Raw genomic sequence first — 21,505 nt, forward strand, 5'->3', positions numbered from 1 at the left:
CTTTAAATTGAGCGAACTCTAATTATTCCGTCTACCTTACGAATCTTATCAAGCACGGGAGCCGATAATTGCTGTTCGGTGTCAATTATATTATAGGCATAATCATCACGGTGGTGGTTGATTAAATCCGTAATATTGATATTTGAACCGGCGAGAATTGTCGTTATCTGCCCTACCATATTGGGAATATTTTTATTCACTACAAGCAGCCTGTTTGGGGCGCGTTGTTCAAGCTTACAGCGGGGTAAGTTCACGGAATTGCGGATTGTTCCCGTTTCAAGATAGTCAATAATTTGTTTGACTGCCATAATAGCGCAATTGTCTTCGGCTTCGGGGGTTGACGCGCCAAGATGAGGAATACCGATGACTTTTTTGCAGGCTAAAAGCTCCTGATTCGGGAAGTCGGTAACATAGACGCTGATCTTTCCCGCGTCAAGCGCTTCAATTATGTCCTTGTCTTTCACCAGCGCGTTACGCGAAAAGTTGATAACCCGCGCGTCTTTTTTTATTATACGGAACTTTTCAGCGTCCAGAAGCCCTTTGGTCGTCTCCCCTAGGGGAAGGTGCAGAGTGATGTAATCCGATTTTGCGAGGAGGCTTTCAAGGGTATCGGCGCGGCCTACTTCGCGGGAAAGATTCCATGCGGCATCTACGGAAATATACGGATCATAGCCGATTACGTCCATACCTAGGGCAATTGCGTCATTTGCGACCATTACGCCGATGGCGCCAAGCCCTACAACGCCTAAAGTTTTACCCTTAATTTCAGGCCCTGTAAATTTAGACTTCTCTTTTTCTACAAGTTCCGCTATATCCGCCTTGTCAGCCGAAGACATAGTCCAATTAATGCCGCCGACAATATTGCGCGATGAAAGAAGCAGCGCCGCCAGAGTCAGCTCTTTGACTGCGTTAGCGTTGGCGCCCGGAGTATTAAAGACCGCTACCCCGCTGTCACTGCACTTCTGAACGGGGATATTGTTGTAACCCGCGCCGGCTCTCGCGATAGCAAGCACGGAAGACGGTATTTCCATCCCTATCATATCGGCGCTGCGCACCAATACCGCGTCAGGGTTGGGAATGTCGCTTGCGACTTCATATTTATCATGCGGGAAAAGATCAAGCCCCAAGTGAGAAATTTTATTTAACGTTTGAATACGAAACATATTTATTCCTTTTATTTTTTCTCAAATTTTTCCATGAAACTTATCAGCGCTTTTACGCCCTCAATCGGCATGGCGTTATATATGCTCGCCCTCATGCCGCCGACAAGCCTGTGACCGGCAAGATTGATAAGCTTTGCCGCAGCCGCTTCTTTTACAAAGCGGGTTTCAATCTCGGTCTTTTTCGCCTCATTTTGTTCCGTCGTTATAAACGGGATATTCATCAAACTGCGGTACTCTTTTTGCACTGGAGAATAAAACAAATCTGACGCGTCAAGGTAATCATAGAAAAGTCTGGCTTTTTCACGGTTTAATTTTGCCATGGCCTCAACGCCGCCCAGATTTTTCAGCCATTCCAGAACAAGCATAACAATGTAAATGCCATAACACGGCGGAGTATTGTACATGGAACCTTCAGCCGCGTGAATGTCATACCGGAGCATCATTGGAACCCAATCCGGCGCCTTTTTAATTAAATCTTCGCGGATAATTACAATGGTAGTTCCCGCAGGCCCTAAATTTTTCTGAGCGCCGGCGTAAATTATTCCGAATTTGCCGACATCAATCGGCTCTGAAAGGATATTACTGGAAGCGTCCGTAACAAGAGGCACGGAGCCGGTATTGGGAAGCTTATCCCACTTGGTTCCGACAATCGTGTTGTTCAGCGTTATATGATAATAAGCGTCATCGGCTGAAGGAGGGGGAGCGTCGGGAATATATGTGTAGGCCTTGTCTTTGGAACTTGCCTTTACCGCCACTTCGGCGTATTTCGAGGCTTCTTTTGCCGCCTTGTCCGCCCAAATGCCCGTATCAATATATGAAGCTTTCTTTCCCTGCCCGGGCCTATCTCCTGCCGCAAGGTTAAGGGGAATCATTGAAAATTGAAGTGAAGCGCCGCCCTGTAAAAAAAGCACTTTATAATTGGCTGGGATACCCATTAATTCCCTAAGAAGAGCCTCCGCTTTATCGATAATGGGCTTAAAATCCTTGGAACGGTGGCTCATTTCCATTACGGATTGGCCGGTACCGTTCACATCCGTCATTTCAGCCGCCGCTTTTTCCAAAACCGGCAATGGAAGGGCGGAAGGGCCGGGAGAAAAATTATAAACTCGCATAGGTAACTCCAAAAAATTAGATTACCTTACTATACAAAAAAATCAAAATAATGTCGAGAAGTCCTAAATACAGGCAAAAAAACACGTTATTTCCATATAAAGACAAGTATTAATTGAACTGTATAGAAAATTGATATAAAATTAAGATATGGCTGACAGGGTTTTTACCGTACTTGATCTAATAGACCTCGATCTTAAAGAACACAATTCTTTGAACCTTCGCTGTATCGGAGGCAGAAAGGGGCTTGGAAGGTCAATTGACATTCCCGACATAAACAGGCCTATGGGCGCGATTATGGGCTTTTTTGAGGATTTTGCCTATCAAAGAATTCAACTTTTTGGGCGCGGGGAAGTGGCGTTTTTAAGGCGGCTGGAAAACGAAGGCAAGACCGAGACAATCAAAGAGATGTTCAATTTCCCGATGCCCTGTTGCATCTTTACCCACAACTTAGGCCCGCACAAAGAATTTTCCGAAATAGCCGAAAATTCCCAATGCCCTATTTTGCAAACTGATTTAGGTTCCGCCGATTTTTCCGCTAGAATAATGCGCATCCTTGCCATTATTTTTTCGCCGCGTCAGATTATTCATGGCGTGCTTGTTGAAGTTTATGGGCTGGGAATTTTAATACAAGGCGACTCAGGAGTCGGAAAAAGCGAAACCGCGCTTGAATTGATTCACCGCGGACACCGGCTGGTCGCAGATGATGTTGTAGAAATAAATTGCAATTACGGAAATACTTTGATGGGCGCGGGCGCGAATAAAATTATCGGACACCACATGGAAATTCGCGGCCCCGGAATAATAAATATTACGCATTTATTTGGGGTAAGGGCGATAAGGGATCGGAAAGAAGTCCAGCTTGTCGTAGAATTGGAAGAATGGGACGCGCATAAAAATTACGACAGGATTGGCGCGGAAGATCACACGGTTGAACTGTTGGGAGTAAAAATACCAAAGTTGACAATACCCGTAAAGCCGGGACGTAATATTCCAATTATCATAGAAACAGCCGCGATGAATGAGCGGTTAAAATCCATGGGTTATCATGCCGCCAAGGAATTCAACAAGAATATTTTAAAGTGGATCGAAAGCGACGCGGCAAAATCGGTCTTCTTTGGCCATGATGATATAATTTAAGGAAAAAAGGATGACTGAAAGAGTTGTTACAGTATCAAACAGAGCGGGCATTCACGCCCGGCCTTCGGCTCTTTTGGTTCAGACGACAAAGAATTTTTCATCCAATATTTATATAGAAAAAGGGATGGATCGGATAAACGCCAAATCCATAATGGGTATTATAACTTTAGGCGCGTCCTACGGAACTGAATTAAGAATCATTGCCGAAGGAGAAGACGAAAAAACGGCTGTAGAAACGCTGGTCAAGCTCTTTGAATCAAAATTTGAGGAAGAGTAAGTTACGTGCAAAATTTTAAACCACGTCCCGAATATTCAATTTTAAGAGTACGTATATTAATATTAATTTATTCCCTTTTATGCGTTCTTACTTTTCTTTTCTCTCAAGGATTTTTTTCAAGTACCCTTCAAAACGGAGAAATGCCGGATCGTCTTAACTTTATCGTATTTTTTACCATTCCGGCGGTCTTAATAATTTTTCTTGGTATTTCCGTATTTTACCTTATCATGGATTTTATTTTTAAACGTCCGGGGAGCAGATTCAACGTAAGGCTTTTGGCTTATTTTGCCGTTATCGTCATATTTTCAATAGCGCCATTAACGCTGATGACAAGCGCCGCATTAAACCAAATCGCGCGTTTTTGGCACAATATAGACTCAGACGCGTCTACAAGAGCGGCAAACAGTTTTATCGCCGAGAATTATTCGCTTCATATGGAGCGCTTTGAAAATATCCTGCGGCAAAGCAATTTTTCAATTTCCGCGCCGCAGGGAAAACTTCCGCAGGATATTTCATCTGTTCAAGTTTTCAGTTTGCAAAACGGGCAATGGGCGGAAACATCGTATACAGGCGACGGTCAATTTAAACTGCTGACCCCTCCTTCCTCGGAAACAGGTTTTGTAACAAGAGAGTTACCCAGGGATCAGGGGACAATTCGTTATGTGCAAAAAATGCCGCAGAATAACTTGCGTGTTATCAATTACAACCTTGGCATGGATTTTGACAAGGGGAAATCCGTATTGGACAACCAAGCCGAACGTTTTGACACGGTTAATTTGCTAAGAGAAAATATGCGCCCCTTATTACTTTATTATTATACTGCGTTTTTTCTTCCAACATTTTTAATGACGGCAATTATCGCCATTTCATTCACAAGGCGCATTACCCGCCCGATTGCGGAATTAACTGAAGCGATTCAACGCGTCGCTGAAGGGGATTTTTCCTTTCAAATTTTTTCAAGCCGTAATGACGAGCTTGGCATCCTTATTCGTTCCTTTAACTCAATGGTTCAGGATTTGGAAAAAACAAGGGAAGCGCTTGTAAGAAACGAAAAAATATCAATATGGCAGAACATGGCGCAACAGCTTGCCCACGAGATAAAAAACCCTCTTACGCCAATTAAACTTTCCGCTGAGCGAGTGCTTCGCAGGTGGCAGAATAACCCTGAACAAATAGGCGAAATTCTGGAAAGCTCCATGATGGCTATTATTCAGGAAACGGAAGGGCTTTCTGTTTTAATTAACGAATTCAGAACATTGTCAAAACCGATGGAACCGTCCAATTCGCTTGTATTTTTAAAAGAACCCGTAGAAGAAGTAATAAACGCGTACTCAGGCTCTTACCCTAATGTAAAATTCAATCTGGAACATATTCAGGATAATATACGGATAAAAATTGATAAACACCGCCTTTCGCAAATTATTACAAATCTTGTGATAAACTCCATTGATTCAATGAACGGTAACGGAGAAATTGAAATACGCGCTGATATTGTCAAAAAAAGGGAAGTCTGCTATTGTAGAATAAGCGTCAAAGATTCGGGCAAGGGCATCGGCGCGCAGGAAGGCCGTCAAATTTTTACTCCTTATTTTACAACTAAAGAATCCGGCACCGGGTTGGGGCTTCCCATTGTCGAGCGAATTGTAACGGATCATGGCGGAACAATCTGGTTTGATTCGGCAGAAGGCATAGGAACGACATTTTATATCGATCTGCCGTCAGCTTAAGCCACAGGCTTGAGGAATTATATGCCGTCAATATTAATCATTGATGATGAACCCGGTATCAGAAAAACTCTCGCGTCCATTCTTGAAGATGAAAAATACAAAGTCTTTACTTCGGAGGACGCCCTTCTAGGCATGGAAGTTTTAAAACGTGAAGTAATAGATATGATTTTTCTTGATGTTCTTCTGCCAAATATGGGCGGCATTAAGGCTCTGGAAATAATACGCAAAGAATGGCCTGTTACGGAAATTGTCATGATTTCAGGCCACGCAAACATTGATATGGCCGTGCGCGCCGTCAAACTGGGCGCTTTTGATTTCTTGGAAAAGCCGCTGTCGCTTGATAAAGTCCTGACAGTTTGCAGAAACGCGCTCGCAATAAAAAACCTTCGCGAAGAAAATAAAACATTAAAAAAAATAAATAATTTCGCGAGCGAGGATATAATCGGAACGAGCGCTGCCGTAAGAAAAATAAGGGAGACGGTAAAACAGGCTGCGGCAAGCGACGCGCGAATATTAATCACAGGCGAAAACGGCTCGGGAAAAGAAGTAATCGCAAGGGCTATTCATTCCTGCTCCGCGCGCGCCGACAATCCGTTTATTGACGTAAACTGCGCGGCAATACCGGAAACGCTGATAGAAAGCGAACTCTTCGGGCATGAAAAAGGCGCTTTTACGGACGCCGTATCCATGCGCAAAGGGCGGTTTGAATTGGCGCACGGCGGGACCCTCTTTCTTGATGAAATCGGCGACATGAGCCTTTCAGCGCAGGCAAAAGTACTGCGCGTAATTCAGGAACAGAAAATTGAACGCGTTGGCGGGGAAAAAATAATAGAAACCGACGTACGCATCATAGCGGCGACTAATCAAGATTTGGAAAAAGCCTGCGGCGATGGGCGGTTCAGGCAGGATTTATTTTTCAGATTAAATGTAATTCCCATCCATTCCCCTCCCCTGCGGGAAAGAAAGGAAGATATTCCCCATCTGCTTTACCATTTTTTAAAAGATTTAAAAAAAGAAATAACTCTGGAAGGCGACGCTCTGGAACTTCTTGCCGCTCATGATTGGCCTGGAAATATCAGAGAATTAAAGAATTTAGCCGAGAGAATGGCGGTAATGCACCAGGGAAACGTCATAAACGGGGAAGAACTTGGAAAATTGCTCATTATAAAGGGAAAAAAGCCCTTAAATGCGGCGCAAACCAGCATGGAACCTGCGATACCTTCAAATATTCTGGAGCAAAATTACAATGAAGCCAAAGACAATTTTGAAAAATATTATTTGGAATTCCAACTTTTAAAAAACAATGGTATAATATCAAGGACGGCGGAGGCAATCGGGATTTACCCGAGTAACCTTCACGCTAAAATCAGGAAGTACGGTATTACAACGGCAAAAAATAGGGAGCAATAATAATTATGAAAGAGTTGACGGATCGACAAAAACAAGTCCTTTCCTTTATCGCTAACTATATTAAGAAAAACTCCTACCCTCCGACGATAAGAGAAATAGCGGATCACTTTGAAATTTCGGTAAAAGGGGCGCATGATCACATAACGGCCCTGCGCAAAAAAGGACATTTAAGACAGGCGGATAAAAGGCCGCGGACAATGGGGCTGACCCATTCAAGGCCGGAGGACGCGGATTTGCTTGAAATCCCCATTCTTGGAACGGTTGCCGCAGGTCATCCTATTCTGGCGGAAGAAAATTTTGACGGAAATATCCTGCTTCACCGTTCTATGTTAAAGAAGAATAAAAAATATTTCGCGCTTAAGGTAAAAGGCGATTCAATGTCCGGCGCGGGCATTCTGGAAGGCGATACCGCAATTATCGAAAAGCAGAATACCGTCCATAACGGCGAAATTGCCGTAGCTGTGATAGATGAAGCCGTAACGCTGAAGCGTTTTTACAGGGAAAGTTCAAGAGTCAGATTGCAGGCGGAAAATCCCGCATACAAGCCGATTTACAGCCAGGAAGTAAAAATACTTGGCAGATTATTTACAATAATCAGATCATATTAACATGGCTTCCGTTTCACCTAACGCATATATTTTTCTGGGCCCTGAACTTGGGAAAAAACAGGACGAGGTTGATTTATTAAAGCAAAAATTACAGGACGCGGAAACAACAGTTTTTTACGCCGGCGAAACCCCGGTAAGCGCGATTGCCGATACAATTCAAAATGAAAGCCTTTTTTTTGATAAACGCCTGATCATTATTAAAAACGCGGAGATAATTAAGAAAAAAGACGAGATTGACCTTCTTGCATCCTGCATAGAAAACATTGATAACAACACGGCAATTATACTGCTCTCCGATGAAATAAAACTTGCCGCCGCCCTTGACGACGCGGTTCCTAAAAACAACCGTAAAATTTTTTACGAATTGTTTGAAAGGGAAAAAAGTGAATGGCTAAAACAATTTTTCAGGCGCGAAGGCTTTAACATTGACAAGGACTGCATCGCCGTAATTCTGGAAATGGTGGAGAATAATACTGAAGCGTTAAAAAGGGAATGTTCGCGCCTTGTGTATTTCTTGCCGAGGGACAAAGGGCAGGGGGAAAGCCTTGTTAAAACGGAAGACGTTGAAAAATGGCTTTCCCACAACAGGGAAGAATCGGCTTTTACGCTTTTTTCCCGTATTGCCGCAGGCGACTTGTCTAAAGCGCTTGAATCGCTTTCCGTTATGTTAGCCGCAAAAGAAAGCGCGCAAAGCATTTTGGCGGGGTTAGCGTGGTGCTTTAGAAAACTTGGCGATTATCTGTCCCTGCTTGAAACAGGAGACGCTAACAACAGCTTTGAATTAAAAAAAATAGGGCTTTCGTCCCCCAAAGCTAAAGACGATTACGCAGCCGCCGCACGCCGTTACAACGCCGAATCGGCTGAAGCCTGCCTTGCCCTTACTGCTGAATACGACAATTTACTGCGCTCTCCCGTCGGAGTAATGGAAAGAATTTTAATGGACAGGTATATTTTAAAAATTATAACAGCCTAATAGAGTAGTTCGGAAACTTCAGTTTCTGAACTACTTCCTTATAAATATCGCAATTTTGCAGGGCTTTAGCCCGAAAAATTGCAAGGCTTGTTAGGGAATCAACCGGATTCCCTAACAAGCCTAATACAGTCTTCAATATTTTTTATGGCTTCGTCAAATTCACTATGCAATAAAAAACCTGCTAAAATGCCAAGATGCTCTTCAACCGGCTGTGACCATGTTTTCTTTTTTAATTCAGCAAGTATATTCTTGGCGGTTTTTTTATTATACTCGCCGCACGCGGCGCGAATTTCAAGTAATTTTTCTTTTAACTGCGAATAATCGCCATAGCCTTCTTTTTGAGTTTTTTTTCCCTTTTCTTCAAACGCGGTAATTACGGCATATAGTGAATTTAGGAACAACGGGAGTTCCTCCATAATCAGCTTTTTATCATTATCACGTCCCGCCTGTTCCAATTTTTGCGCTTTTTGTGAAAGATCTTTTTCGCCAACATTGGCAAGAGCGCTCTTCATCGCATGAACATTAATTATAAACATGGAAACATCATCAACTCTGCGGCATTTGTTTATATAAATTGATTCTAATATTTTAGCCGCCTTTTTTGTGTCACGGATAAAAAATTCCGCCAACTGTGAATCTATTGAAGACTTATTTGTTTTATTGTTTATTATCTCTTTTTGTTTACGCGCCGCTTCAACAACTTCGCTCGGGTATTTATCGCGTATTAATTTATTAAGCGTCATATTTAATTGGCGGGTATCAATCGGTTTGGAAATAAAATCATCAAAACCGTTTTTCAGGAACATTTCCGCCTGTCCTGCAAGGGCGTTTGCGGTTAACGCCACTATCGGTTTTGTATATCCCAATTCACGGATTATTTTTGTCGCTTCAATACCGTCCAGCCCCGGCATCATGTGATCCATAAAAATAACGTCGTAATCGCATTTATTCCTGATTTTGTCTATTGCTTCAAATCCGCTCATTGCGGTATCAATTGAAAGATCATAAGACGCCATTAAGCCTCTTGCGACATAAAGATTTGACTCCACATCGTCAACGATTAAAACACGGCCATAAGGCATATATTCGCGCTTTACTTGCAGGTTTCTTATTCTCTGTTCATTGATAAAGTTAAGCTGCATTAAGTTTTCAGCCATTTCTTTGCCAATTACTCCATGAGCGGTAAATTTTTGAGGCAGACTAACAGTAAACACGGAACCCACATTCGGCGTACTTTCAATATCAATATTCCCGTTCATCATCTGCAAAAGATTGCGCGTAATGCTCATGCCAAGACCGGCGCCTTCTGTTTTTCGGTTCGCTTCCATGTTAAACCGGGAATAATCGGTGCCCAATTTACGCACCTGCTCGGCAGTCATGCCCTGTCCGGTGTCACTTACGCGGAAAATAACCGTTACATTGTCTCCTTCCTCAAACACGGATGAAACATTAAGATTTATAGAGCCTTCATTCGTATATTTATACGCATTAGAAAGCAGATTATTTAAAATCTGTTTAATGCGAAGTTCATCGCCAATCAGCATAACGGGAATATTTTCATCAATTTTAAGTTTGAATTCAATAGGTTTGCTTTCGTAGCGCATCATGTTCAGTTGGACAGTGTCGTGAATAAGGCTTGCTATATCATATTGAACCGGTATTAATTCAAATTTGCCCGCTTCGATCTTTGAAAGATCAAGTATGTCATTAATAATTCCAAGCAACAGGTCGGCGGAGTTGTAAATCCTTTCAAGGGCTTCTTTTGTCGCTTTTGGCAACGAATCATCTTGAAGCTGAATCTCAGTAATACCTAAAATTGCGTTCATGGGCGTGCGAATTTCATGGCTCATCTTTGCCAAAAAGTCACTCTTTGCCTTACTGCTTTCCATGGCAATTTCGGCTTTACGCATTTCAGCTATCATCGCCTTCTGCTCGCGAAGATCCCTAATATATTCCGTAACTGTAAATTCATTCTTATGCTTAACACGAATGCAGATTACTTCTACCGGCAATTGTTCTCCGTTTGTTTTTTGATGTATCCATTCAAAACGGCTATAACCTTCCCTTAGGGCTTTACCGACAAGATCAACGCCTTTTTCCCCTGATGTAACGCCGTCAGGCTGATATTCAGGAGAAAGATTAATAAAATTATTAATAAAATCCTGTTTATCCGCCATCTCAAACATTTTTACCGCTTCCTTATTACAATCTATAAGCCTCAGATCTTTATCCCAAAAAATCGCGCAGAAAGGAGCGGCATCGATCATTATCTGAGTGCGTTCATCAGCCTCGCGCATTCTCATTATCTGGTTATTGTGGTTTACGGCGGAACTCATCATTAGCCCCGCCGATCTTAAAATGCTGATTTCTTCGTCTGAAAGAGTACGCTCATTTCTGCAGTCATCTATGCTGAAAAAACCCCAAAAATCGCTTTCCAGAAACATAGGGATAATTACGATGGATTTCATCCCATAATTACCTAAAAAATCACGGTCTTCTTCAGATAATTCAGATAACGGACTGTTTATATAATTACCTTTTAAAAATAAATCTTCCCATTCCCTCTTCATGCTATATGGAAAATGCAAACCGTGCGGAATTTGTACGCAATTCCTGCCATAATCGCTAAGCCACTCGTACCGTAAAACAAAATTCCTCTCGCCGTCGATTATTTCATTACGCCAAATTTGAACGCGATCAACATCCATGCGGCGGCCTACAAGATCAAAACTTTTTAATAATGTTGTTTCAAATGGAATGTCTTCATTGCTTGCCAGCAGAATGGCGGCGGCGGCGTTCACCGTATCAAGCAAACGCGTCTGTTTCTTTAAAACGTTTTCATTGTCAAAAGACATTAAATATGCGCCTTTGCTTCCTTAAAAAGGTCCTTTACTTCAAAAAAAACCTCGGCTATTTTTGGATCATAATGAGTGCCGGCGTTCTCCATAATAATTCTAACAGCTTCTTCATCTGTAAACGCATTTTTATACGGACGCTCTGAAACAAGCGCGTCATACACGTCTACAATCGCCATAATGCGCCCTTGCAGGGGAATTCCTTCTCCCTTAAGCCCATTAGGATAACCTTTTCCGTCCCATCGTTCATGATGGCTTCCGGCAAACAATCTCGCGTTATGCAAAAATTCACCCTCTCCTGTCTGAGCGATAATTTTATCGATTATCCGCTCGCCTTCTTCGGCGTGAGTTTTCATAATTTCGTATTCATCGTCCGTAAGTTTGCCGGGTTTATTTACTATTAAATCAGTAATGGAGATTTTTCCCAGATCATGCATACGCGCCGAAGAAATCATTTTTTCAATGTCCCAGCTTGAAATTATTTCCGCATAAACCCCGCGTTTTTTCATTTCGTTAATTAATATCTTGATATACGCCGAAGTACGCTCAATATGGCCGCCGGTTCCCTTGTCTCTGCTTTCAACAATATTCGCCAGAACTGAAACTATGCTGTTTTGCAGCCTGTTTAACTGCGATGTCCTCTCACGGATTAATTCATCAATTTCAAGATGCGTTTTAATGCGGTTTATCAAAACGGGCGCGGAAAACGGTTTTGTAATAAAATCTACAGCACCCATTTCAAACCCGTGTACTTCCACAGCGGCGTCTGTACGGCCTGTTAAAAACACAACAGGAATATTTACCCATAAACTTTCGGATTTTAGCCTGTTAAGAGCTTCAAATCCGTCTATTTCCGGCATTTCTATGTCTAAAAGGATGAGATCAGGCGTTATTTTCTCTAAAAGAGAGAACATTTTAGCCGCTGAAGGCATTGTCATAACCCGATATAGCCTATCCAGCGCCTCTTCAGCCATTGACAAGTTAGTATCACTGTCATCCACGACAAAAATTGTTTTCATTACAAATATTATCCCAACATAATTATAGTACATATTTTCATTTTTGGAAAGAAAAAAGATATTTTAAATATTTAAAACCTAATAATTGAAAAAAATGACAAAAATTAAATTTTTATTCAGGATAAATTACATCAAAAAATTTCACACCAAGAACACAAAGAACGCTAAATAATAGTACGGCGAAGCCGTGTAGATGATTAACGTGTGAGTCTTTGCGAGCATATTAGTTGAGTTAATTACAAATATTTGTTATAATGACAATAAAAGGAGTAAATATGGAAGCTTTAAAGAAAAACCCCTCATGGAAAGGCAGACGCGGACCCGTAGTACTGGTCATCATGGATGGCGTTGGTTACGGAAAATACAAAGAGGGCGACGCTGTCGCCGACTCTAAAATGGACCATCTTACGGCGCTTACGAATAAAAGCCCGCACACAAGATTAAAGGCGCACGGAAAAGCCGTAGGGCTTCCCTCAGACGATGATATGGGCAACAGCGAAGTCGGCCACAACGCGATGGGCTGCGGGCGGGTTTTTAACCAGGGCGCGGCTCTTGTTTCCAATTCTATTCATACGAGCGCGATGTTTGAAGGAGCGGCATGGAAAGAGGTTGTTTCCTATGTAAAAAACGGCTCTGAAAAAGACGGGCATATTCCCACGCTTCACTTTATCGGGCTTTTTTCAGACGGCAACGTACACAGCCACATTGATCATTTAAAAGCGATGATTGCCCACGCTAAAAAAGAAAATGTTAAACGCGTAAGAGTGCATACCCTTTTTGACGGACGCGACGTAGGAGAAACAAGCGCTCTTGAATACCTAGACCCATTTGAAAACTTTTTAAAAGATCTGCGTGATGACAAGTTTGACGTGAAAATAGGCTCCGGCGGCGGGCGAATGTGGATTACGATGGATCGCTACGGCGCGGACTGGTCAATGGTAGATCGCGGTTGGCAGACTCACGTTCTTGGAACAGCCCGCCAATTTGCCTCGGCTCGTGAGGCGGTGGAAACATACAGGAAAGAAATTCCCGACATTATCGATCAAGACTTAAAAGAATTTGTTGTAGCCGAAAACGGCCAAGACGGGAAACCGTCACCAATCGGCACTATCGAGGACGGTGATTCCGTCGTATACTTCAACTTCCGGGGAGACCGCGCACTTGAAATATCGGCGGCTTTTGAAGAAGATAACTTTACCAAATTTGACAGAAAACGCCGCCCAAAGGTTTGCTATTCGGGCATGATGGAATACGACGGCGACTTGCACGTTCCAAAGCGGTATTTAGTTAATCCCCCGTCAATCGACCGCACGATGGGCGAATACCTCGCGGCAAGCGGAGTAAGAACGCTCGCTATTTCCGAGACGCAAAAATACGGGCATGTTACCTACTTTTTCAACGGCAACCGCACGGGCAAATTTGATGACAAGCTGGAAGACTATGTTGAAATAAAAAGCGACGTTCTTCCCTTTGAACAGCGCCCGTGGATGAAGTGCGCTGAAATTACCGATCATGTAATGGCAGCCGTAGGTTCGGGCAAGTATGATTTTATTAGGCTGAACTATCCCAACGGCGACATGGTAGGGCACACTGGCGTTTATCAGGCGGTCGTCTGTTCAATGGAAGCGATGGACATTCAACTTGGCAGGCTCTTAAAAGCCGCTGACGAAGCGGGCGCGGTAATGGTGATCACAGCCGACCACGGCAACAGCGACGACATGTTCGAGCATGACAAGAAGACGGGCAAGGTTTCCCTAAAAGCGGACGGCACTCCAAGACCCAAAACCAGCCACAGCCTAAACCCCGTACCCTGCATTATTCACGATCCCGAGTACAAAGGCGAATATCAGAGCGAGCCAAAAGACGGCAGTCTTAACGAAGGCTTAGGGATTAGCTCTATAGCAGCAACCTGCATGCAGTTATTGGGATTTATTCCGCCTGCTGATTATGATAAATCAGTGTTGAAAATGTAAAGATAAAAACGCCCCTCCGCAGAGGGGCAAAGAGGACCCCCTTAATGGTCTCTCTACAAGGTCAACCAAAGGTCGCCATTAATGTGGATTATGGGCCACAATTATATTATAACACTGTTTTTTATTATTGACAGCTTATATTAAAACAAGCCCTTTTTTTTCTTTTGCAGACATGGTAAAATATGTTATGGAGTATCCTATAAATGATACTATAAAGTCTTTGCTTGATAAGGAGTTAAAGGAATTAGAGACCTATTTACAGGCCGATGTTCTTACTTATTATGGTCCTATTTTCGATGGATCAGAAGCAGCTTTCCTACAAGTTGTAGAACAACTTAGCCAACAAAAGGCACACAATAAACTTTTCATCATTCTTACTACTAACGGAGGCAGCGCTATCGCGGTAGAACGTTATGTAAATATTATCCGTCAGCATTATACGGAAGTCAATTTTATTGTCCCTGACAGGGCTTTCAGCGCTGGGACTTTATTTTGTATGAGTGGAGATAATATCCATATGGATTATTATAGTGTTCTTGGTCCGATAGATCCTCAAGTATTAAATAAAGAAGGCAGGTGGGTTCCTGCCCTCGGGTATTTAGACAAGATAAATGAGCTTATTCAAAAAGCCCAAAATAATACCCTCACACAAGCTGAATTTATCATACTAAAGGATTTTGATCTTGCGGAACTTCGGGCATATGAACAGGCAAAAGAACTTACGATTGATTTATTAAAAAAATGGCTAGTTGAATATAAATTTAAAACATGGACTAAACATAAAAATGGTAACTTGGTAACACATGATGAAAAAAATGAAAGGGCTAAAGAAATTGCCGATAATGTAAGCAACAACCGTATTTGGAAATCTCATTCGCGGCCCTTAAATATAAAGGTTCTGGAAGAATTGAAACTGATAATAACGGATTTTGGCAAAGATGAGAAATTAACCAATTATTTACGGGCGTATCATCGATTAGTTGATGATTATGCATCCAAAAATCAATTAAATGTGTTTGTTCATACAAGGAGTTTTATATGAATGATATAGTGAATTCAATTAATAAAATATTGCAAGATCACAAGGAAATTGAAACTTCATCTTTTTATAAAGATTATCAGCAGTTTTCAAGAATATATGATTCCCTTATTCAAGAAGGGATTACCCACCGGCGTGAATCGCAATTAAAAACTATTCAAGATCAAAACAATACTTCTGCTTTTACTTATAATACAATCAAGTAATATTCTATACTAGGCAAAGTAATGAGGATAGTTAAAAAGTATATTTAAGGCTGCAAAGGGAATAATAATTGAGCATAGAATTGTGCATAAAAATTAAATCGACTCTTTATTTTGTTAAATACATCACCTCTTTACACGCCTTTACATTTCTGTTATTATAAGGATTAAACAGATTCCCCTGCCGGGCAATAGCGCAGTTGGTTCAGCGTACAAGTCTGGGGGACTTGGGGTCCCCGGTTCAAATCCGGGTTGCCCGACAGGGGAATTTATTCTAAAGAGTTCACACAAAGATCACAAAGGGGGATCAGTGGTTTTTGTCCGTTATCTTATCGTGAAGCTACACGCGACACAGAAACTCCCTTTCCCCTCTTCTTTGTGATCTTCTCTTCCTTTGTGTTCTTTGTGAGAAATCTTTCGGATAATTTTTTAATTAGGCAGTTCGACAATTGGCTCATAATGCGGATTACGTAACTGGTTTACTGCGCGGTTGTACCACTCTCCGGCTTGCGGCACTGAGGCGAGGAATTCCCAGAGAGAGCGGGCTAAAGAAGTCTTCATATTCCTGTAAAGGCTCATGCTGAAATAATAGGCAGTTTTATAATACTCAACTTCCTCTATGTATGACGCAAGAAGGGGGTATTTATTAATATATTCAGTTAATTCTGAAAGGCTATGCACGTGGTTTTCACGCGCTTCTTTATTAGTGGTAAAAGAAAAATCGTATTGATGGCGTTTTATCTCTTCCATAATGATTGAATTTTGAATCAGAAACGCGAACATCAAGTGAGGCTCGGCAGACGGACGGCCACGGGCGGCGTAATAATAGCCTAAAAACCTGTGCGCTTTTTCTACAGTCCTATTGTTGTATCTGTACAATTCCAGAAAACGGTTAATGCCATGATCAGTCAATGTTTTTGCCATTGCCGATCTTTCAAATGACGCGGAAGCCTGATCATAGGGTAATGAAACATTTTGCGAACCGTTACTTAAGTAACCTACTACGGCTTTGTTTGAATTAATCCAAAGAGTATCTGAATCGTTAATTATCGATTCATAAATCCTTATCATCTCGATATATTCCTGTCTTGTGTCATGGAGACTTGCAATCTTATACTGTAATGCCACGCCAAAGCCCGGGTCTTCATGGACAAGGGGAGAATTCCCAACGCACATTGAATACGCTTTTTTGTATTGGGATAACGCGAGGGACAACTCGCTTTCTACCCTGTAAATTTCGCCAATCCAGTACTCGGCTTCGGGATAATCTTTTAATTTATTGAAAGCCGCAAGAGCCGCGTTTGCGGAATTATCAAAACTTGATTTTGGAACACGGTAATAAAGCTCGTCAAGAGCGGCAGTCGCGGCTTTGTAAAAGTGCTCGCGGGAGAACTTATCAATTTTGTCAAGGTAGTCCCCTATTCTGCGCACTTCCCTCTCGGACATCAAAAGAATTAAATCGCGCTCCATCTGCTCATACATGGCGCGTCTGTCGCGCCGCGCGTCTTCAAACAGCATTAAAGCCTCCCCATAATCGCCTGAGCGGAACTGCTGTTTGCCGTACTCAAATGAAAGCCACCACGGAATTGATTGCGCATAAAGCGGCGCAGAAAGCGGCGCAAATAGCGGCGCGAAAAATATTAATAACAAAGGCAAAAATATCGTTTTTTTCATAAACTATTCAATTCCTCTTCAAAAACCGCGTCCGCCTCGGAAGCAGTTATGGTTTTTATCACTTTCCCATTCTTAAAAATCAATACCTTGTCTCCCGCTCCCGTAATGCCCAAATCGGCGTGTTTTGCCTCTATGGGACCGTTTACCTCACAGCCCATAATTGCCACGGTTATATCCTTATCAAGGGCATAAAGTTTTTGCAGCCATCTGCCCGTAAAGCCGTGGGTGTCAAAACCGTGCCTGCCGCAACGGGGGCAGGAAATAATTATCACGCCGCCTGACTTTAATCTTGCGTTTTCAGGCGCAAGTTGGGCAGCAGCCGCTATAATTTCCCTGCCGGCTATAACCTCGTTCTCCATTGTGTCAGACAACGATACCCTGATTGTGTCGCCAATCCCCTCAGCCAGCAGATTTAGCAGGGCGGCGGCGTTTCTGACCACGCCGGCTATCAGGGGTCCCGCTTCGGTAACTCCTACATGGAGGATTGTAGGAGTCCGAAGACGGAGAATTTTGTTGGCATTTATAGTATCGGCAATTGTACTGGCTTTCATTGATACCAGATAATCATTAAAACCAAACTCTTCAAAAAGGGATATTTCCCTCTGCGCCGCCTGCACGAGCGCTTCACAGGTGCTAAAACCCTGTTCTACCCTCTCACGGAGGTCTAGGGGGAGGCTCCCGGCGTTTACCCCGATGCGGATGGGGATGCCGCGTTTTGCGGCTTTTTCCAGAACGGCGCGGATTTTTTCCCTGTCGCCGATATTTCCGGGGTTAATACGGAGCTTTGACACGGGAAAATCCATGCAGCGAAGGGCGATTTTATAGTCAAAATGAATATCCGCGCAAAGCGGCATCGAAACCATTTCGGAAAGCCGCCCTAGAACTTCAGCAGACTCAATATCAGGCACGGCAAAACGCAAAATAGAGCATCCCATCGCCCCAAGCGCCTTGATTCTGCCAACCGCGCCCTGTAAATCCAAAACAGAAAGTCGATCTTTCCACATAGTTTGAACGGCTACGGGGTAATCTCCTCCTATATAAACAGGACGAATATGGGGAAAATTACCGATTTTTATTGTTTTACTCATTCTTTCTTGTTCCAAAAAAACTACCTATATTATAATATATTAAATATATGGAATTCACTATAACTAAAGAAGAACAAAAAATTTTACTTGCAGATGCCCGCGAATCAATTACCGCGAAATTGGAAGGGCGCAAACCGTCTTTTTCTCAGGCTGACGCAAACGGTGATTCAAGCCTTCAAACACCCTGCGGCGCGTTTGTGTCTCTGCACATGAAGGACAAAGAGCGAAGTCTGCGCGGATGTATCGGCAGAATGACGGCTAACTTGCCCCTGATAGAAACAGTCCGCCTTATGGCAAAAGAAGCCGCTTTTGGCGACCCCCGCTTCCCGCCGTTAAGACAGGAAGAACTATCCCGACTGCACATCGAAATTTCCGCGCTTTCCCCGATGTCGCCATGCTCCGATCCAAGGCAGGTAAAGGTCGGCGTTCATGGGATTTTATTGACAGGACGCGGAAGGTCGGGAGTTCTTTTGCCGCAGGTTCCCGTAGAACAGGGCTGGAATCTTGACGAATACCTTGATTATATATGCGTCAAAGCGGGATTGCCACAGGGAGCGTATAACGCGCCCGATACTCAGCTTTATACTTTTACGGCAATTGTCTTTGGAGAAGATTGATGGAACTGCGTCTTTCGCAATTTTTTACAAAAGGAACAGCGGAAAAATCGGGACTTGTAATTGCAAACGGAACGTCAGACCCCATTGTAAATTCTCTTGAATACGATTCGCGAAAAGTAAAACCGGGAAGCCTATTTTTTGCCCTGCCCGGCCTTCACACGGACGGCAGTCTTTATATTGACGACGCTATAAAAAACGGAGCCGTAGTAATCGTACATGAAAACGAGGTTACAAAAATTACCGACGGCATAATCTATTTAAAAGTAAAAAACGCCCGTTTCGCGATGTCCCCTATTTCCGCCGCCTTTTACGGTTTTCCCTCACAGTGCCTGCTCGTAACGGGAGTGACAGGCACCGAGGGCAAAAGTACCACAGTGTATCTAATTTGGCAACTGCTTACAATGCTTGGGAAAAAAGCCGGTTTTATTTCCACCGTACAACACTGCTTGGGCGGCGAAGTTTTAAACAACAGCGAACATCAAACCACTCCCGAAGCTCCCGTTATTCAGCGGCTTTTGCGTGAAATGGCAGATAACGGCTGCGAATACGCGGTATTGGAGGCAAGCTCACACGGGCTTTCTTCAAAAACAAACCGTCTTGGAGACGTAAATTTTTGCTCGGGCGTTTTAACTAACATAACTCACGAACATTTGGAATTTCACGGAACATGGGAGCAATACAGGCATGACAAAGCAAATCTTTTTCGCGCCGTTGACAATTATATACAGCGGGACGACGTTACTTTTTTTGAACCGTTTGGCGTAATTAATAACGACGATAAAAGCTCGCGTTATATTATGAAATTATCAAAAAGCAGGATACTCAGGTACAGCCCGGGGGGAAGGGACGGAGACATTAAACTGGAAGCGATAGAAAGCGGCGCGTTGGGCAACTGGTATATGGTTTTCATTTCCAAAACACGCGAATACATAGAAATTAGGGACAAACTTCCCGGCTCGTACAATTCAAGTAATGTGCTTGCCGCTTTGCTTACGGTTTGTGAACTTGTAAAACGTTCTGTTAGCGAAATTGCCCCATATGTAAAATTCTTAAAACCCGTAAGGGGCAGGATGACTTCCGTCAATAAAAATCAGCCGTTTGAAGTTGTTGTAGATTACGCGCATACCCCGTCCTCTTTTCAGGCGATTTTCCCCCCGCTTAGAGCAAGGCTTGATAAAACAAGCGGCAAGATAATAAGCCTCTTTGGTTCCGCAGGAGAGCGTGACACGCAAAAAAGAGCCGAACAGGGAAAAATAGCCGCCCACTACAGCGATTTTATAATTCTTACCGATGAAGACCCCCGAGGCGAAAAACCCATGGACATTCTGGAAGAGATTGAAAAAGGCGTATATTTTGATAAAGAGCAAAAAACAGTTTTTGAACGCGATAAAAATCTTTTCCTGATACCCGACAGACAGGCGGCAATCCGCAAGGCTCTCTCCTTAGCGCAAAAAGGCGATCTTGTGTTGCTATTAGGCAAAGGCCATGAGAACTCTATCATTTACTCCGATCATGTAGTGGCTTTTGATGAAATATCGGAGACTGAAAAGGGACTTGAGGAAATGAGGAATAGGGAATAGGGAATGGGGAGTAGGGAGTAGGGTTATTGTTCGTTATCCGCGCGTGAGGAAACACGCTGCGCTTGCTAATAATAATTTTTGTACGAAATCTCTATTTGTGTTGACAACACGACTAGATTACAAACAATAACCCCACTCCCCACTCCCCACTCCCCACTCCCCATTAATAAGAGCCAATTCAATTTCCTCTATCAACAAATCCGGCGTAGACGCCCCCGCAGCTATGCCTACGGTACTATAACTATAAAAATTTTCCGGTATTTCTTCAACTTTTTCTACCAGGGCGCAGGGTTTGCCGCTTTCTTGGGCTATTAGCAGCAGGCGGCGGGTGTTGGCGGATTCTTTGCCGCCGGCGATTATTATTGCGTCCACCTTAGTTAATAGTTCGCGTAACGCCTGCTGGCGTTCTGCGGTAGCGGAGCAGATGGTGTTTATTATTTCCAGATTGGGGAAATATTTTTTTATTTCATTGCCTATATTGCTGTACTCTTCTTCGGAAATTGTAGTCTGCCCGATAAGGGCGGTTTTTGCGTTACTGTTTGTTTGATACAGAGTACAGGCTGCGTCCCGCGCCTGATCCGCGCCGATGACTGCCTTGCAAAAAGGAGCGAAACTTGCGTAACCGGTAATGCCTTCGATTTCGGCGTGAGAGTAGTCTCCCGCGAGAAACAAACTGTAACCTGCGCGTGAGAGTTCCTGCGTCTTTAACTGGTTTCTTTTAACATTGGGACAGGTCGCGTCTATAATGTTGCAACCCGTGCAGTGCAGGGTTTTTTCAGTTTCGGGACTTATTCCGTGAGCGCGGATTATTACGCAACTGTTTTTCCCCCTACCCTTACCCTGAATTTGCTCGAAAGAATTCTGTTTTAGGGTAATAACCCCTTGTTTTTCAAGATCGGCTAATACTTGAGGATTGTGAATCAGATGCCCCAATGTGTAAACAGCAGAGCCTTCCTCCGCCGCTTTTTTCGCTTGTAATTTGGTAAGTTCCACCGCCCGCCTGACTCCCATGCAGAAACCCAGTACGCGGGCGCGGATTATTGTCATAT

The 21,505-nt window shown here is 43.2% G+C and carries 18 protein-coding genes and 1 tRNA gene; 12 read left to right on the forward strand and 7 right to left on the reverse strand.

Annotated features, from left to right (window positions below):
* Positions 1-2: 2 nt before the first annotated feature.
* Both ACYVRH_RS16665 and serC read right to left on the reverse strand, forming a co-directional pair.
* The gene (locus ACYVRH_RS16665) at positions 3-1,163 is read right to left on the reverse strand and encodes a phosphoglycerate dehydrogenase (protein ID WP_461257968.1); all 1,161 of its coding nucleotides are present in this window, start codon (positions 1,161-1,163) and stop codon (positions 3-5) included.
* A gap of 11 nt (positions 1,164-1,174) precedes the next feature.
* Positions 1,175-2,275 (reverse strand): 3-phosphoserine/phosphohydroxythreonine transaminase, encoded by a 1,101-nt coding sequence (serC, locus tag ACYVRH_RS16670; protein WP_461257969.1) that lies wholly within the window; start codon positions 2,273-2,275, stop codon positions 1,175-1,177.
* Between the two features lie 148 nt (positions 2,276-2,423).
* On the opposite strand from serC, the gene hprK reads away from it, so the two are divergent.
* The 6 genes from hprK to holA all read left to right on the forward strand — a co-directional run bounded on the left by hprK (position 2,424) and on the right by holA (position 8,408).
* Positions 2,424-3,413 carry an HPr(Ser) kinase/phosphatase gene (gene hprK / locus ACYVRH_RS16675; RefSeq protein WP_461257970.1) on the forward strand — a complete coding sequence of 330 codons (990 nt, stop codon included), beginning with the start codon at positions 2,424-2,426 and terminating at the stop codon, positions 3,411-3,413.
* Between the two features lie 10 nt (positions 3,414-3,423).
* Positions 3,424-3,690: an HPr family phosphocarrier protein gene (locus tag ACYVRH_RS16680; protein ID WP_461250974.1), complete on the forward strand. Its 267-nt coding sequence runs from the start codon at positions 3,424-3,426 to the stop codon at positions 3,688-3,690.
* A 140-nt stretch (positions 3,691-3,830) separates the two neighbouring features.
* A complete protein-coding gene (locus ACYVRH_RS16685; RefSeq protein WP_461257971.1) occupies positions 3,831-5,417 on the forward strand; it encodes a sensor histidine kinase in 1,587 nt (528 codons plus the stop codon).
* A gap of 21 nt (positions 5,418-5,438) precedes the next feature.
* On the forward strand, positions 5,439-6,827 hold the full coding sequence (locus tag ACYVRH_RS16690; protein ID WP_461257972.1) for a sigma-54-dependent transcriptional regulator: 1,389 nt from the start codon (positions 5,439-5,441) through the stop codon (positions 6,825-6,827).
* A gap of 5 nt (positions 6,828-6,832) precedes the next feature.
* Positions 6,833-7,435, forward strand: coding sequence for a transcriptional repressor LexA (gene lexA, locus ACYVRH_RS16695; RefSeq protein ID WP_461257973.1), 603 nt, complete (start codon positions 6,833-6,835; stop codon positions 7,433-7,435).
* 1 nt (position 7,436) lies between these two features.
* Positions 7,437-8,408, forward strand: a complete 972-nt coding sequence (gene holA / locus ACYVRH_RS16700) for a DNA polymerase III subunit delta (RefSeq protein ID WP_461257974.1) — start codon at positions 7,437-7,439, stop codon at positions 8,406-8,408.
* Between the two features lie 98 nt (positions 8,409-8,506).
* On the opposite strand, the gene ACYVRH_RS16705 is transcribed toward holA, so the two are convergent.
* Both ACYVRH_RS16705 and ACYVRH_RS16710 read right to left on the reverse strand, forming a co-directional pair.
* A complete protein-coding gene (locus ACYVRH_RS16705; RefSeq protein WP_461257975.1) occupies positions 8,507-11,263 on the reverse strand; it encodes a GAF domain-containing hybrid sensor histidine kinase/response regulator in 2,757 nt (918 codons plus the stop codon).
* The gene (locus ACYVRH_RS16710) at positions 11,263-12,282 is read right to left on the reverse strand and encodes an HD-GYP domain-containing protein (protein WP_461257976.1); all 1,020 of its coding nucleotides are present in this window, start codon (positions 12,280-12,282) and stop codon (positions 11,263-11,265) included. Before ACYVRH_RS16710 ends, ACYVRH_RS16705 begins: the two co-directional genes overlap by 1 nt.
* 275 nt (positions 12,283-12,557) lie before the next feature.
* On the opposite strand from ACYVRH_RS16710, the gene gpmI reads away from it, so the two are divergent.
* The 4 genes from gpmI to ACYVRH_RS16730 all read left to right on the forward strand — a co-directional run bounded on the left by gpmI (position 12,558) and on the right by ACYVRH_RS16730 (position 15,757).
* Positions 12,558-14,255, forward strand: coding sequence for a 2,3-bisphosphoglycerate-independent phosphoglycerate mutase (gene gpmI, locus ACYVRH_RS16715; protein ID WP_461257977.1), 1,698 nt, complete (start codon positions 12,558-12,560; stop codon positions 14,253-14,255).
* A gap of 172 nt (positions 14,256-14,427) precedes the next feature.
* On the forward strand, positions 14,428-15,297 hold the full coding sequence (locus tag ACYVRH_RS16720; protein WP_461257978.1) for an SDH family Clp fold serine proteinase: 870 nt from the start codon (positions 14,428-14,430) through the stop codon (positions 15,295-15,297).
* Positions 15,294-15,500: a hypothetical protein gene (locus tag ACYVRH_RS16725; protein WP_461257979.1), complete on the forward strand. Its 207-nt coding sequence runs from the start codon at positions 15,294-15,296 to the stop codon at positions 15,498-15,500. The genes ACYVRH_RS16720 and ACYVRH_RS16725 overlap by 4 nt, the downstream gene beginning before the upstream one ends.
* 182 nt (positions 15,501-15,682) lie before the next feature.
* A tRNA-Pro gene (locus tag ACYVRH_RS16730) sits at positions 15,683-15,757 on the forward strand.
* A gap of 169 nt (positions 15,758-15,926) precedes the next feature.
* Here the strand turns inward: ACYVRH_RS16730 and ACYVRH_RS16735 are convergent.
* Both ACYVRH_RS16735 and ispG read right to left on the reverse strand, forming a co-directional pair.
* Positions 15,927-17,171: a hypothetical protein gene (locus ACYVRH_RS16735; RefSeq protein WP_461257980.1), complete on the reverse strand. Its 1,245-nt coding sequence runs from the start codon at positions 17,169-17,171 to the stop codon at positions 15,927-15,929.
* The gene (gene ispG / locus ACYVRH_RS16740; protein WP_461257981.1) at positions 17,168-18,259 is read right to left on the reverse strand and encodes a (E)-4-hydroxy-3-methylbut-2-enyl-diphosphate synthase; all 1,092 of its coding nucleotides are present in this window, start codon (positions 18,257-18,259) and stop codon (positions 17,168-17,170) included. Before ispG ends, ACYVRH_RS16735 begins: the two co-directional genes overlap by 4 nt.
* A gap of 47 nt (positions 18,260-18,306) precedes the next feature.
* On the opposite strand from ispG, the gene amrA reads away from it, so the two are divergent.
* Positions 18,307-18,876, forward strand: coding sequence for an AmmeMemoRadiSam system protein A (amrA, locus tag ACYVRH_RS16745; RefSeq protein ID WP_461257982.1), 570 nt, complete (start codon positions 18,307-18,309; stop codon positions 18,874-18,876).
* Positions 18,876-20,456, forward strand: coding sequence for a UDP-N-acetylmuramoyl-L-alanyl-D-glutamate--2,6-diaminopimelate ligase (locus tag ACYVRH_RS16750; RefSeq protein WP_461257983.1), 1,581 nt, complete (start codon positions 18,876-18,878; stop codon positions 20,454-20,456). The genes amrA and ACYVRH_RS16750 overlap by 1 nt, the downstream gene beginning before the upstream one ends.
* Before the next feature lie 117 nt (positions 20,457-20,573).
* On the opposite strand, the gene ispH is transcribed toward ACYVRH_RS16750, so the two are convergent.
* Positions 20,574-21,503, reverse strand: a complete 930-nt coding sequence (gene ispH / locus ACYVRH_RS16755; protein WP_461257984.1) for a 4-hydroxy-3-methylbut-2-enyl diphosphate reductase — start codon at positions 21,501-21,503, stop codon at positions 20,574-20,576.
* Positions 21,504-21,505 lie beyond the last annotated feature (2 nt).

The sequence above is a fragment of the Treponema sp. R80B11-R83G3 genome, assembly GCF_054786115.1.

Excerpts from the sequence above, each read along its gene's own strand:
- ACYVRH_RS16705 (WP_461257975.1), bottom strand. The coding sequence starts at position 11,263 with ATGTCTTTTGACAATGAAAACGTTTTAAAGAAACAGACGCGTTTGCTT.
- amrA (WP_461257982.1), top strand. The coding sequence starts at position 18,307 with ATGGAATTCACTATAACTAAAGAAGAACAAAAAATTTTACTTGCAGAT.
- ACYVRH_RS16710 (WP_461257976.1), bottom strand. The coding sequence starts at position 12,282 with ATGAAAACAATTTTTGTCGTGGATGACAGTGATACTAACTTGTCAATG.
- ACYVRH_RS16685 (WP_461257971.1), top strand. The coding sequence starts at position 3,831 with ATGCCGGATCGTCTTAACTTTATCGTATTTTTTACCATTCCGGCGGTC.
- serC (WP_461257969.1), bottom strand. The coding sequence starts at position 2,275 with ATGCGAGTTTATAATTTTTCTCCCGGCCCTTCCGCCCTTCCATTGCCG.
- lexA (WP_461257973.1), top strand. The coding sequence starts at position 6,833 with ATGAAAGAGTTGACGGATCGACAAAAACAAGTCCTTTCCTTTATCGCT.
- ACYVRH_RS16735 (WP_461257980.1), bottom strand. The coding sequence starts at position 17,171 with ATGAAAAAAACGATATTTTTGCCTTTGTTATTAATATTTTTCGCGCCG.
- gpmI (WP_461257977.1), top strand. The coding sequence starts at position 12,558 with ATGGAAGCTTTAAAGAAAAACCCCTCATGGAAAGGCAGACGCGGACCC.
- ACYVRH_RS16725 (WP_461257979.1), top strand. The coding sequence starts at position 15,294 with ATGAATGATATAGTGAATTCAATTAATAAAATATTGCAAGATCACAAG.
- ACYVRH_RS16750 (WP_461257983.1), top strand. The coding sequence starts at position 18,876 with ATGGAACTGCGTCTTTCGCAATTTTTTACAAAAGGAACAGCGGAAAAA.
- ACYVRH_RS16690 (WP_461257972.1), top strand. The coding sequence starts at position 5,439 with ATGCCGTCAATATTAATCATTGATGATGAACCCGGTATCAGAAAAACT.
- ACYVRH_RS16665 (WP_461257968.1), bottom strand. The coding sequence starts at position 1,163 with ATGTTTCGTATTCAAACGTTAAATAAAATTTCTCACTTGGGGCTTGAT.
- holA (WP_461257974.1), top strand. The coding sequence starts at position 7,437 with ATGGCTTCCGTTTCACCTAACGCATATATTTTTCTGGGCCCTGAACTT.
- ispG (WP_461257981.1), bottom strand. The coding sequence starts at position 18,259 with ATGAGTAAAACAATAAAAATCGGTAATTTTCCCCATATTCGTCCTGTT.
- hprK (WP_461257970.1), top strand. The coding sequence starts at position 2,424 with ATGGCTGACAGGGTTTTTACCGTACTTGATCTAATAGACCTCGATCTT.
- ACYVRH_RS16680 (WP_461250974.1), top strand. The coding sequence starts at position 3,424 with ATGACTGAAAGAGTTGTTACAGTATCAAACAGAGCGGGCATTCACGCC.
- ispH (WP_461257984.1), bottom strand. The coding sequence starts at position 21,503 with ATGACAATAATCCGCGCCCGCGTACTGGGTTTCTGCATGGGAGTCAGG.
- ACYVRH_RS16720 (WP_461257978.1), top strand. The coding sequence starts at position 14,428 with ATGGTAAAATATGTTATGGAGTATCCTATAAATGATACTATAAAGTCT.